The organism is Rhizobium mayense, assembly GCF_030272705.1.
Lineage (GTDB): Bacteria > Pseudomonadota > Alphaproteobacteria > Rhizobiales > Rhizobiaceae > Rhizobium > Rhizobium mayense.
Genome location: NZ_JARFYM010000009.1, coordinates 162,948 through 175,899, shown reverse-complemented (window position 1 = coordinate 175,899; position 12,952 = coordinate 162,948). Strand labels below are relative to the sequence as shown.

Genomic DNA, 12,952 nt, shown 5'->3' with positions numbered 1-12,952 from the left:
AAGAACCTCCTCGTCGAGCCGGAAGTTACCTACACCAACTTCGATTCTGTGAACCAGGATCAGTGGGCTGGTATCCTCCGCTTCCAGCGCAGCTTCTAATTCGGTTCACCGAATCGAATTGGACATGACTTATACTCTGATCTGACCTCCGATCAGAAAAGGACTGGCCCGGTTTTCCCAACCGGGCCTTTTCTCTTTTGCGCAGCGCTTTCCAACGATGTCTTCAATTCAAATCGTCGCAAGGAAATGCTGGATTGCGGCCGGAATATCCCCCAGGTGCAGGACAGGAGCATGTCCTTGCCCGACGGCAATCTTTGCCGTCATGCCCAGATGCCGCTTCGCCATCTCCTCGACAGTAGCCGTCGTCAGCAGTTTCGAATTCTCGCCGCGAATCACCATTAACGGGATGTTCTGAAATGCCTCGAACTGCGGCCAGAGATCCGGGATCGGCGCTTCAAGATCGAGCGACCGCAGCTGCGCGGCAATAGCCGGATCGAAATCCGCGACGACTTTTCCATCAGTGACAGTGTAGATCGCCCGCGCCATGTCGCGCCAATCGTCGTCCGTAAGCACCGTGAAGCCGCGACCGCGATTTTCCCGCAAAATGTCGACGGCCTCGTTCCAATCGGCCGGCTTCCTGCCGCGGTTCAGATAGTCGCGGATATCAGCAAGCCCTTCCTTTTCCAGAACGGGACCTATGTCGTTGAGAATGACTGCCTTCAGAATATCGGGTTGGTTCGCCGCCAGCAGATGCAGGACAAGACCACCGCGCGACGTACCGATGAAGCAGGCTTTTGGAATATCGAGCGCGGCGCATGTTGCGAGCACGTCCTGAGCCTCGACCGCAAGGTTATAGTGGCTCTTGTCGTCGTCCCAGGCCGACAAACCACGCCCGCGAGAATCGAGAGTAATCACCCTGTGCGATACCACCGGATCCCGCGACAAAAACAGCGCTAAATCGTGAAAATCGCGAGAATTACGCGTCAGTCCCGGCAGGCAAACGATCGGCGGCAGGCTTGTGGTCGGCGAATCGCTGCCTCCGTAATCGCGTGCATAGAGCTTTAGCCCGTCCGGTGCCGAGATCGTTCTGACAATAAAGCCGCTTTCATCGTCACTCTTCATCGATAACCCCTCGTGGTGAATAGCCTTTCACGAGGGATGTAACGCCATTTCAGCGTCTCTAACAACCAGACTTGCCGACGCAGAGGTCAGCTGCGTCCATAAATCAGATCGTGCTCGATGTCGGTCTTCTGGCCGAGGCGGGTCTTGTAGACCTGATAATTTTCCATGACGCGCTGAACATAGTTGCGCGTTTCGGGGAAGGGGATACGCTCGATCCAGTCAACGACATCGTCGATCGATTTGCCGCGCGGGTCGCCGTAGCGGTTGATCCACTCCGGAACCTTGTTCGGGCCGGCATTGTAGGCAATGAAGGTCAGAATGTAGGAGCCGCCGAAAGCATCGATCTGTTCGCCGAGATAATGGGAGCCGAGTGTGGCGTTGTAGCCGGCATCCTGCGTCAGCTTGTCTGCCGAATAGGCCATGCCATGACGGCCGGCGACCGCCTTGGCGGTCTTCGGCAGAAGCTGCAGCAGGCCGCGCGCATTGGCGGAGGAAACTGCTGCCGGGTTGAAGGCGCTTTCCTGCCGCGCGATGGCATAGGCGAGCGCCTTGCCGGAGCCGGAGATATTGGCATTGTCCGGAATGACGCCGATCGGGAAGGCAAGTGCTGCGACATCGACACCGCGGCCATAGGCGATCTTGCCGACCTGAAGAGAAAGCTGATGATTGCCGGAGCGTTCAGCCCCCGCTGCCAACATGGCGATCTCGCCGGGGCTTTGCAATTGTTTCGCCAGTGCCCGGTAAAGGGCGTCAGCCCGCCAGCCATGGCCCGCCGCTTCGAGGTGCGCGATGGCCTGAACGGCTTCGCGGGACTGGAAGCGCTGTCGATCTTCGGTCGTTGGTGAGGGGTAGGTGACGTTCAGCGTCCGCCGGCCCAGTTTTTCTGCGGCGAGCTGGCCATAGAACGTGGCCGGGTAAGAGGCGGCTTTGACGTAGAAATCCGCAGCCTTTCCGGGACCACCGGCTTCTGCGGAGCGTCCGAGCCAGTACCATGCCCGCGATTGCGAGATCGGGCCGTTCGATACCTGCAGGATCTTGCGGAAATGCGCTGCAGCCGTCGCACCGTCCTGCAGCCCACGCAGTGCATACCAACCGGCGTGGAATTCTGCCTCACCGACATCCTGCGGATTATCCGCGACGTTGGCGTCGACGACGCGATAGGCAGTCTTGAATTCACCTTGATCCACCAGGCCGCGGCTGACGATACGCTGCTCATCCCACCATTGGCTGGCATCGACGAGCGCGCCGCGGTCGCGCGGCATCTGCATCAGGAGATTGGCGGCATCGTCATATTTGTCCTGACGGCGCAGGTTCTCGATCCGCATGAAAAGATAGGCGGGATCGTTTCGCCACTGCGGATCCATGTTTGCAAGCAGCGTTCCGGCATTGGCCGCATGATTGTTGACCGCTGCCCAAGCCTTGTAGAGCGACTGCGCCCTTCCTAGGTCGCCGAAACGCTTGGCCTGCGCGGTGCGTCCGCGGTAGAGCAGATAGTCCATGCGCGCCTTGTGATCGGCCGGCGACAGCAGACTGGAGAATTCGGCAAGGATCTTGTCTTCGAATGACTTGTCCAGCGCCTCATTGCGCCACACCTTGCGGATGAGCTTGGCGGCTTGCGCCGAACCACCGCGCGAAACCAGCGCACGTGACAGGATGACCGCGCCTTCCGGCGTTTCCGGCTGTGTGTTGCCGAAGGCGGCAAGCACTTGATCAGCCGGCGGGTTTTCAGCGTAAAGCGCACGTTCGGAATTGCCACGCAGACTGGTGAGGCCGGGCCAGCCGGCGAGTTCGCGCGCTGCCGCGGCGATTTCGCCGGAAGGAACGCCAGGCTGGCCCGAGGTCGCGATCGCCCAGGTCAGAATATGACGGTCGAGCGTCTCCTGGCCCATGCTGTTGCGAATGGCGAGCGCTTGCATCGGGTTCTTGTTGGAGAGAGCGTCAAGGCCGGCTTTAAGGTCACCGTTGACGGGCGCGATTGCGGAACCGCGCGGTATAGACCCGGTGCTCAGCGGATCCGGCATGGTCATTGCCACATCGGTCGTCTCTGGCGTCGATACATGGTTGCCGGGAAGCTGCGAGGCAAACGTGCCCCAGGCGACCGCCACGCCCATAGCGGCCAAGATCACGATAGGTCTTTTCATCCGGCTACTCACAACAAAAAACAGGCCCCCTCCATTTGCCGAATTTTATATTAACGAAACCTTAGCGTTGGCCCGAATTTCAATCAATTATGATATCGGAAACTGCCCTTTACCATCGAAAGCGCGCTTGTCGCCGTCAAGTGAGCGCTTTATGGTGCGCGGATTCATAACCATGGATTGCGGCTGAAGCATGAAAGCGGCGCCGCGAGGAGACTTGCATGTTCCAGGGGTCCATTCCCGCACTCGTTACGCCCTTCACAGACGCCGGCAAGGTGGATGAAGCGTCCTTCGCTTCCCACGTCGAGTGGCAGATAAAAGAGGGCAGCAGCGGGCTTGTTCCCGTCGGCACGACGGGTGAGTCTCCGACCCTGTCGCATGACGAGCACAAGCGGGTTGTCGAGCTTTGCATCGAAGTGGCGGGCAAGCGCGTTCCGGTCATGGCCGGCGCCGGCTCCAACAATACCCGCGAGGCGATCGAGCTGGCCCAGCATGCCGAGAAGGTCGGCGCCAACGCGGTTCTGGTCGTCACGCCGTATTACAACAAGCCGACGCAGAAGGGGCTTTACGCCCATTTTTCGGCCATCGCCGAAGCGGTGAAGCTGCCCATCTATATCTACAATATCCCAGGCCGCTCGGTCGTCGACATGACGCCGGAGACGATGGGAGCGCTGGCCAAGGCGCATGCAAATATCGTCGGCGTCAAGGATGCGACGGGCAAGATCGAACGCGTTTCCGAACAGCGCATCACCTGCGGCCGCGACTTTCGCCAGCTTTCCGGCGAGGATGCGACGGCGCTTGGCTTCAATGCCCATGGCGGTGTCGGCTGCATCTCGGTGACGGCCAATGTCGCGCCGCGTCTCTGTGCCGAATTTCAGGCGGCGACGCTTGCCGGCGACTATGCCAAGGCCCTGGATTATCAGGACCGCCTGATGCCGCTGCATAAGGCAATCTTCCTGGAACCAGGTCTCTGTGGCGCGAAGTACGGCCTTTCCCGTCTTGGCCGCATGAGCCGCAATGTGCGCTCGCCGCTGCTTTCGACGCTGGAGCCGAGCACCGAAGCGGCAATCGACGCAGCCATGCGCCACGCCGGCGTCGTGAACTGACCGCACGCAAAGGCACTCACGAATCTTCTGTCGGGGCCGCTCTCTTCACAAGGAGGGCGGTCTCGCTTATTTAAGGTATGACATCTTGGCGCGCCGTTGGCCGCTGCCGGAATTGACGCACGAAAAAGAAGAAGAACCATGGCACCCAAAGGCAGCCAACGCGTGGTGAAGAAGATCGTCGCGGAAAACCGCAAGGCGCGCTTCAACTACGAGATCATCGATACCTATGAGGCGGGGCTCGTGCTGAAAGGCACGGAGGTCAAATCGCTGCGCGAGGGCAAGGCCAATATCGCCGAATCTTATGCCTCCGACGAGGACGGGGAGATTTGGCTGATCAATTCCTATCTGCCGGAATATCTGCAGGCGAACCGTTTCAATCACGAGCCGCGCCGTCGCCGTAAACTGTTGCTCTCAGGTCGCGAGATCGGCCGGTTGCGCTCCGCCGTAAACCGCGAAGGCATGACGCTGATCCCGCTGAAGATCTATTTCAACGACAGCGGCCGCGCCAAGCTGGAACTGGCGCTCGCTAAAGGCAAGAAGATTCATGACAAGCGCGAATCCGAGAAGGAACGCGACTGGAACCGGCAGAGGAGCCGGCTTTTGAAGGATAATGGGTGACAACCACCCTGAGCCAAAGCAAAGGGCCTGTGGTCACGGCAAATACGGAACGCTTTCGCAGGTCCCAGATTACTCTTCGACATCCGCAGCGGCGGGGGTCGCTTCGACGGGACGCTGTGGGCGCTCGGAGGGGTCGCGGCCGATTTCGGCTTTCAGCGACACCAGGTCGATAAAGTGATCAGCCTGGCGGCGCAGGTCATCCGCGATCATCGGCGGTTGGGTCGCCATGGTGGAGATGACGGACACCTTGCGGCCACGGCGCTGCAGCGCTTCCACCAGCGTGGTGAAATCGCCGTCGCCGGAGAAGATCACAAGATGGTCGACAGTTTCCGACTGCTCCATGGCATCGATCGCCAGCTCGATATCCATGTTGCCCTTGATCTTGCGGCGGCCCATGGAGTCGGTGAATTCCTTCGCCGGCTTGGTGATGACCTTATAGCCATTATAGTCTAGCCAATCGATCAGCGGGCGGATCGAAGAATATTCCTGATCCTCGATAAGTGCCGTGTAATAATAGGCTCGCAGCAGATATCCGCGCTTCTGAAAGGCCTTGAGCAGCTTACGATAATCGATATCAAAACCGAGGCTTTTTGAAGCGGCGTAAAGATTGGCGCCGTCAATAAAAAGTGCAATTTTTTCGCGTGGATCGAACATCGCTTACATATCCATTGTTACCATAACGCAATTACTTTTACTCAAAATGCAGTCAAAACAATGTCTTGTATGACGCTCAAGAATAATCCGCATTACTTTATGAATTATTCATATAAACGAGATTTAGGGCACGATTCGCGATATTCCAAGCAACCAATAGTTGAATGCGCAACTTGTCTAATGAATTTTAGCGCATTGTATGGGGATTGGCAGCCCTGAAGCAGGAAAAACTTGAATTTGCCATCGTTTGCTTGTATCCGCGTGCTACTCCGAGACATGATGAAGACATCACGACCGCAAAGGACAGGCAATGGCCCGTGTCACAGTAGAAGATTGCATTGATAAAGTAGAAAACCGGTTCGAGCTGGTGCTCCTCGCCAGTCACCGTGCCCGCCTGATTTCGCAGGGTTCGTCGATCACCATCGACCGCGACAACGACAAGAACCCGGTCGTTGCGTTGCGCGAAATCGCCGATGAGACGCTGTCTCCCGATGATCTGAAGGAAGACCTGATCCACTCGCTGCAGAAGCACGTCGAAGTCGACGAGCCCGAGCCCGATCCGGCAAGCCTCCTGGCTGCCGGCGCCGCCGCTTCGGCTTCGGGCGAGGAAGAAGAAGATCTGCCGGAAGCCGTCACCTTCGACCAGATGTCGGAAGAAGAGCTTCTCGCCGGCATCGAAGGCCTTGTTCCGCCGGAAAAAAGCGACGATTACTGATCGTTGAGCTTGATGCTCTAACCAAGCGCGATATGATGATAAAGTGATGCGTGCGCCGGTCGTAGGACTGGCGCGCTTTTATTTTGCGGGAGTAGCTTGGGAATGATGCGGCAATACGAGCTTGTCGAGCGTGTGCAGAAATACAAGCCCGATGCCAATGAAGCACTTCTCAATAAGGCCTATGTTTATGCGATGCAAAAGCATGGGCAGCAGAAGCGTGCCAGCGGCGATCCCTATATTTCCCATCCCCTCGAAGTTGCTGCCATCCTGACCGACATGCGTCTGGATGAATCGACGATCGCCGTCGCTCTCCTGCATGACACGATCGAAGACACCACTGCGACGCGCGCCGAAATCGACGAGTTGTTCGGCGAGGATATCGGTCGCCTGGTGGAGGGGCTCACCAAGATCAAGAAGCTCGATCTCGTCACCAAGAAGGCGAAGCAGGCGGAGAATCTGCGCAAGCTGCTACTCGCCATTTCCGACGACGTCCGCGTGCTCCTGGTCAAACTGGCCGACCGCCTGCACAATATGCGTACGCTCGACCATATGTCGCCCGAGAAGCGCGCCCGCATTTCCGAGGAGACGATGGAAATCTATGCGCCGCTTGCCGGCCGCATGGGCATGCAGGACATGCGCGAGGAGCTGGAGGAGCTGTCCTTCCGCCACATCAATCCCGAGGCGCATGATACAGTTACCAAGCGCCTCGAAGAGCTGTCGCGTCGCAATGAAGGACTGGTAAAGAAGATCGAGACTGAACTGCGTGACCTGCTGGTCGCCAATGGCCTGGCCAACGCCATGGTCAAGGGCAGGCAGAAGAAGCCTTATTCGGTTTTCCGCAAGATGCAGTCGAAGTCGCTTTCCTTTGAGCAGCTCTCCGATGTCTATGGTTTCCGCCTCCTGGTCGACGACGTTCCCTCCTGCTATCGCGCGCTCGGCATTGTGCATACCCGCTGGCGTGTCGTGCCTGGCCGGTTCAAGGACTATATTTCGACGCCGAAGCAGAACGATTACCGCTCGCTGCACACTACCATCGTCGGTCCGTCCAGCCAGCGTATCGAGCTGCAGATCCGCACCAAGCGCATGCATGAAATCGCCGAGTTCGGCATCGCCGCCCACACGCTCTATAAGGACGGCACCAACAACAACGGCGATGGCGAGCTGCTGTCGCGCGAAAGCAATGCCTATTCCTGGCTGCGCCATACCATTGAGGCGCTCGCCGAGGGCGACAGCCCCGAAGAATTCCTCGAGCACACCAAGCTGGAACTATTCCAGGATCAGGTCTTCTGCTTCACGCCGAAGGGCAAGCTGATCGCGCTGCCGCGCGGTGCCACGCCGATCGATTTTGCTTACGCCGTTCACACCAATATCGGCGACACCACGGTCGGCGCCAAGATCAACGGCCGCATCATGCCGCTGGTGACGCGTCTGACCAATGGCGACGAAGTTGAGATCATCCGCTCCGGCGTGCAGGTGCCGCCGGCCGCCTGGGAAGAGATCGTCGTGACCGGCAAGGCGCGCGCCGCCATTCGCCGCGCCACGCGGCTCGCCATCCGCAAACAATATGCTGGCCTCGGCCACCGTATCCTGGAGCGCACCTTCGAGCGCGCCGGCAAGGTCTTTTCGCGCGAGGCGCTGAAGCCGGCGCTGCACCGTCTCGGCCAGAAGGATGTCGAGGATGCGATCGCCGCTGTCGGGCGAGGAGAGATGTCGTCGCTCGATGTATTGCGCGCGGTCTATCCCGATCATCAGGACGAACGTGTCACGGTCAAGCCCGCCGGTGACGAAGGCTGGTTCAATGTCCGCAGCGTCGCAGGCATGATCTTCAAGATCCCCGGCAAGAACAAGACCGATCTCGCTGCCAGTGTCGAAGGGGGCGATGCCCCGCCGATCCGCGGCTTGGCGGCGGATGTCGAAGTACATTTCGCTCCGACCGGTGCCGTACCCGGGGACCGTATCGTCGGTATCATGGAAAAGGCCAGGGGCATCACCATCTATCCGATCCAGTCACCGGCACTGCAGCGTTTCGACGACCAGCCGGAGCGATGGATCGACGTGCGGTGGGATCTCGATGAGGCCAATAAGTCCCGCTTCTCCGCCCGTATCCTGATCAATGCGCTGAATGAGCCCGGCACGCTTGCCAAAGTCGCGCAGACGGTTGCCGACATCGACGTCAACATCCGCGTTCTCAACACGGTGCGTGTTGCCGCCGACTTTACGGAGATGGCGCTGGATGTCGAAGTCTGGGATCTGCGCCAGCTCAATCAGCTCCTCGTGCAGCTGAAAGAGCTCGATTGCATCGCCACCGTAAAGCGGCTTTACGAATAATTATCCTTGGCAATGGCATCGATCCGATGCGAATTGCATATTTTATGATCATTTTGTGACCAAATTTGCCTAGCTTTGTACAAAGCCATGCGATCTGTGCATGGCTGCGTGTATTTTAGAGCGGTGGTAATTAACCTTTGCCACGCCTATCTTCTGATCGTTGAAGAAACGATACAGAGAAGAGAGAAGACAATGTTTGGTCCTATCAAGAAATTCGCCCGTGCTTTGCGCGTTCCGAGTACTGAAGAACGTGAAATGGCCTATCTGAATGGTTCGCACGACCGCTTTGACCTTGAATATCGTCAGCGCCAGGTCGATCGCGGCATGTTCCGCCAGCGTTAAACGCTGACAATACTTTCAAAATGGGAAGGGGCGCGCATGTTGCAGCGCCCTTGGAGCGTCCCGCTGAAAGCAGACAGGATGTTCCGCATAAAGAGCTAGACCAGGCTTTTGCTGTTCTTTGAACATGCGTCCGCTCCAGAGAGCATAGGTGCTGCGGCTGGATAATCGGCGTATGATGCGCTTCGCCGCTCTTGTCATCACGGCCCTGGGTGCACTAGATAAGCCGCATGTTATTTCGTCGCAGAAAACCACTGACGTTGAGGGAAAAACTGCGGGATCATCTTTGGCCCCGTAAAGGTTTCATTCGCTCGTTCCAATATTTCGGAAAGCGCCTCGTGCGCCTTGCCGCGTCGCCGCATTCGGTGGCTGCGGGCTTTGCTGCTGGCATCGTCGTTTCCTGGACCCCCTTCATCGGCGTGCATTTCGTCATGGCGATCATCATCGCCTATCTGGTCGGTGGCAATGTGGTCGCGGCCGCGCTCGGCTGCCTGGCTGCTGGCAATCCCATCACCTATCCCTTCATCTGGGGCCTCACTTGGGAAATCGGTCATCTGATCCTGGCGCGCGACGGCGGTGGCCAAAGTGGTGGCATCGATCTGCCTGCGCTGTGGCATAAAGGCGATCTCCTGCAGATTTGGGACCCGGTCTTGAAGCCGATGCTGATCGGTGGCATCCCGCCGGCAATCGTCACGGGCGTCATCGTCTACGCGTTGACCTATTATGGGGTGAAGAGCTTCAAAACTCGTCGCAAGGCGCGGCTGATGGAGCGTGCGCGCGAGCGCCTGGCCCTTGCTGACAACGCATCGAGCGTCTGACGGAACGCGACATCGCCGCGGCCGGCTGGAGGGCCTTCTCATGATCATCGGGATAGGCAGCGACCTCATCGACATCCGCCGCATCGAAAAATCGATTGAGCGCTTCGGTACACGGTTCACCGAGCGCTGTTTCACTGACATCGAGCGCGCCAAATCCGAAGGGCGCAAGAACAAGGCTGCGTCATACGCCAAACGCTTCGCCGCCAAGGAAGCCTGCTCCAAGGCGCTTGGCACGGGGCTGGCGCAGGGCGTCTTCTGGCGCGACATGGGTGTCGTCAATCTGCCGAGTGGCAAGCCGACAATGCGGCTGACGGGCGGTGCGGCGAAAAGGCTGGCGGCGATGATGCCGGAAAATCATCGCGCTGCCATTCATTTGACGATAACCGATGATTTCCCTCTCGCTCAAGCCTTCGTGATTATCGAAGCACTGCCGATTGCGGGCTGAATGACGAACATGTCTCGCTTTTAATACCTGCGCCATTGCCGCCGTGGTATGAAGAAGATAGAGAGTGCCTGAAAGTAAAGTGCGCCGGTGGGGTGCGAACAAGGAATAAGACTGCGTGTCCGAGAAAGCCGAAAAACAGCAGAATGTCCTGTGGGAAAACTTCAAGGTCATAGTACAGGCTCTGGTCCTGGCCATGATCATCCGCACAGTGCTATTTCAACCTTTTACCATTCCGTCGGGCTCGATGATGCCGACGCTTCTTGTCGGCGACTATATCTTCGTCAACAAGTTCGCCTACGGCTATTCGAAATATTCGTTGCCTTTCTCGCCGGATCTGTTCAGCGGCCGCATCTTCGGTAGCGAACCGAAGCGCGGTGATGTCGTGGTCTTCCGCTTCCCGCCTAATCCGGATGTCGACTATATCAAGCGCGTCATCGGCCTGCCGGGCGATCGTATTCAGGTGAAGAACGATATCCTTTACATCAACGGCCAGGCTGTTCCGCGCCAGCCGCATGGCACCTTCGCGTCGGACTACAGCCAGGAGCCGGGCGACGATATTCCCGTTTATAGCGAGCGTCTGCCGGATACCGGCAAGGTCTACGATACGTTGGACCTGTCGCCGAACTCGCGCGGCGACAACACGCAGGAATATGTCGTGCCGCCGGGCAACTACTTCATGATGGGCGACAACCGCGACAATTCCGACGACAGCCGTTTCGACGTCGGTTATGTGCCGGCTGAGAACCTGATCGGGCGCGCCAGCGTCATTTTCTTCTCGCTCGGACACGACACTTCGTTCCGCGAAATCTGGAAATGGCCGACCAACATGCGTTGGGATCGCCTCTTTAAGGTCGTCGAATGACGAAAACGCAGACGCTCCAGCAGGCAGATCGTGTCAGGCTTGAAGCCGCTATAGGTCACGAATTCGCTGAGAAGGGGCGCCTCGACTGGGCTCTCACGCATGCCAGTGCTCGAACGCACAAGGCCGGCAATTACGAGCGGCTGGAATTTCTAGGCGATCGGGTTCTCGGCCTGTGCATCGCCGAGCTGCTTTTCCAGACCTTTGGTACGGCGACCGAGGGTGAACTCTCGGTGCGCCTCAACCAGTTGGTGAGTGCGGAGACCTGCGCTGAAGTCGCCGACGAGATGCAGTTGCATCTCTTCATCCGCACCGGCGCCGATGTCAAAAAACTGACCGGCAAGCGCATGCTGAATGTGCGTGCCGACGTCGTCGAAAGCCTGATTGCGGCCCTCTATCTCGATGGTGGCCTTGAAGTGGCGCGCAAGTTCATTTTGCGCTACTGGGAGCGCCGCGCCATCCGTCCCGATGGTGCAAGGCGAGACGCCAAGACGGAATTGCAGGAATGGGCACACGCGAAATTTGGTGTCACACCCGTTTATAGGGTTGATGACCGCAGCGGACCGGATCATGATCCCCGCTTCACGGTGACGGTGGAGGTGGCCGGAACCGCGCCAGAGACCGGTATTGAACGCTCCAAACGCGCCGCCGAGCAGGTGGCTGCGACGCGGATTTTGGAGCGCGAAGGTGTATGGCAGCTCCAGTCCTCTCAAAAATGACTGCCTAGAGTAATTCCAGGAAAAGTGCGAAGCGGTTTTCCGTCCGGAATTGCGTAAAAAACAAAGGGGAGAGCGGGAAAGCGATTCCGTGAAACGCAGAGCCGCTCTAGAAATGACGGAAAAGATGACCAATCAGGAAGACATGGCCGCCGGCGAAGGCGCGGCTGAAAACATCAGCCCGACGCATTCCGGCTTCGTGGCCCTTATCGGCCCGACCAATGCCGGCAAGTCGACGCTCGTCAACCGGCTCGTCGGCGCCAAAGTATCGATTGTCAGCCACAAGGTGCAGACGACGCGCGCGATCGTGCGCGGCATCGCCATTCATGACAATGCGCAGATCGTCTTCATGGATACGCCCGGTATCTTCAAGCCGCGCCGGCGCCTTGACCGCGCAATGGTGACGACCGCCTGGGGCGGCGCCAAGGATGCGGATCTCATCATGCTGCTGATCGACAGCGAGCGCGGGATACGCGGCGATGCCGAAGCCATCCTCGAAGGACTGAAGGAAGTTTCGCAGCCGAAGATCCTCGTTCTGAACAAGATCGACCGGGTTCGCCGCGAAGACCTGCTGGCGCTCGCCGCTGCCGCCAACGAGAAGATCGCCTTCGAGCAGACCTTTATGATTTCGGCCGAAAACGGTTCGGGCTGCGACGATGTGATGGACTATCTGGCAAAGACCCTGCCGGAAGGCCCGTGGTATTATCCCGAGGACCAGATTTCCGACCTGCCGATGCGCCAGCTCGCCGCTGAAATCACCCGCGAAAAACTGTTCCTGCGCCTGCATCAGGAATTGCCTTATTCCTCCCATGTCGAGACGGAGAAATGGGAGGAGCGCAAGGACGGCTCGGTGCGGATCGAGCAGGTGATCTATGTCGAGCGTGAGAGCCAGAAGAAGATTGCCCTCGGTAAATCAGGCGAAACGATCAAGGCGATCTCGACCGCCTCGCGCAAGGAACTGTCCGAAATTCTCGAGCAGCCGGTGCATCTCTTCCTCTTCGTCAAGGTGCGGGAGAACTGGGGCGACGATCCGGAACGCTTCCGCGAGATGGGCCTCGAGTTTCCGCGCTGACGGAACAATTTTCCGTTGACTG

Annotated in this window: 13 protein-coding genes; 10 read left to right on the top strand and 3 right to left on the bottom strand. The window is 58.4% G+C overall.

All coding sequences use genetic code 11. The annotated features are described in order from the left end of the window. Positions 1–228: 228 nt before the first annotated feature. Positions 229–1,122, bottom strand: coding sequence for an alpha/beta fold hydrolase (locus PY649_RS13970; RefSeq protein WP_285869061.1), 894 nt, complete (start codon positions 1,120–1,122; stop codon positions 229–231). 86 nt (positions 1,123–1,208) lie between these two features. Continuing rightward, positions 1,209–3,149 (bottom strand): lytic transglycosylase domain-containing protein, encoded by a 1,941-nt coding sequence (locus PY649_RS13965; RefSeq protein WP_432761357.1) that lies wholly within the window; start codon positions 3,147–3,149, stop codon positions 1,209–1,211. A 332-nt stretch (positions 3,150–3,481) separates the two neighbouring features. Between PY649_RS13965 and dapA the strand changes: the two genes are divergently transcribed. Together dapA and smpB are read left to right on the top strand one after the other, a co-directional pair. Beyond that, on the top strand, positions 3,482–4,366 hold the full coding sequence (dapA, locus tag PY649_RS13960; RefSeq protein ID WP_285869058.1) for a 4-hydroxy-tetrahydrodipicolinate synthase: 885 nt from the start codon (positions 3,482–3,484) through the stop codon (positions 4,364–4,366). A gap of 138 nt (positions 4,367–4,504) precedes the next feature. Further along, positions 4,505–4,984, top strand: a complete 480-nt coding sequence (smpB, locus tag PY649_RS13955; RefSeq protein WP_120703661.1) for an SsrA-binding protein SmpB — start codon at positions 4,505–4,507, stop codon at positions 4,982–4,984. Positions 4,985–5,053: 69 nt separating this feature from the next. Here the strand turns inward: smpB and PY649_RS13950 are convergent, their stop codons facing one another. After that, positions 5,054–5,638 (bottom strand): LabA-like NYN domain-containing protein, encoded by a 585-nt coding sequence (locus tag PY649_RS13950; protein ID WP_120703662.1) that lies wholly within the window; start codon positions 5,636–5,638, stop codon positions 5,054–5,056. Positions 5,639–5,948: 310 nt separating this feature from the next. Here PY649_RS13950 and rpoZ point away from each other — a divergent pair, with 310 nt between their 5' ends. The 8 genes from rpoZ (at position 5,949) to era (ending at position 12,930) form a co-directional block, all read left to right on the top strand. Further along, on the top strand, positions 5,949–6,353 hold the full coding sequence (rpoZ, locus tag PY649_RS13945; protein ID WP_285869055.1) for a DNA-directed RNA polymerase subunit omega: 405 nt from the start codon (positions 5,949–5,951) through the stop codon (positions 6,351–6,353). Between the two features lie 102 nt (positions 6,354–6,455). Next, entirely contained in the window at positions 6,456–8,681 is a 2,226-nt protein-coding gene (locus tag PY649_RS13940; protein ID WP_285869054.1) for a RelA/SpoT family protein, read from the top strand. 192 nt (positions 8,682–8,873) lie between these two features. Then, positions 8,874–9,023 carry a DUF3563 family protein gene (locus PY649_RS13935; RefSeq protein WP_285869067.1) on the top strand — a complete coding sequence of 50 codons (150 nt, stop codon included), beginning with the start codon at positions 8,874–8,876 and terminating at the stop codon, positions 9,021–9,023. A gap of 227 nt (positions 9,024–9,250) precedes the next feature. Then, entirely contained in the window at positions 9,251–9,838 is a 588-nt protein-coding gene (locus PY649_RS13930) for a DUF2062 domain-containing protein (RefSeq protein WP_285869053.1), read from the top strand. 40 nt (positions 9,839–9,878) lie between these two features. Further along, a complete protein-coding gene (gene acpS, locus PY649_RS13925) occupies positions 9,879–10,283 on the top strand; it encodes a holo-ACP synthase (protein ID WP_285869051.1) in 405 nt (134 codons plus the stop codon). A gap of 115 nt (positions 10,284–10,398) precedes the next feature. Further along, positions 10,399–11,145, top strand: coding sequence for a signal peptidase I (gene lepB / locus PY649_RS13920; RefSeq protein ID WP_285869050.1), 747 nt, complete (start codon positions 10,399–10,401; stop codon positions 11,143–11,145). Next, on the top strand, positions 11,142–11,861 hold the full coding sequence (gene rnc / locus PY649_RS13915) for a ribonuclease III (RefSeq protein WP_285869049.1): 720 nt from the start codon (positions 11,142–11,144) through the stop codon (positions 11,859–11,861). Before lepB ends, rnc begins: the two co-directional genes overlap by 4 nt. Positions 11,862–11,985: 124 nt before the next feature. Continuing rightward, complete coding sequence (era, locus tag PY649_RS13910; protein WP_285869066.1) at positions 11,986–12,930, top strand: GTPase Era; 945 nt, start codon at positions 11,986–11,988, stop codon at positions 12,928–12,930. Positions 12,931–12,952: the final 22 nt, after the last annotated feature.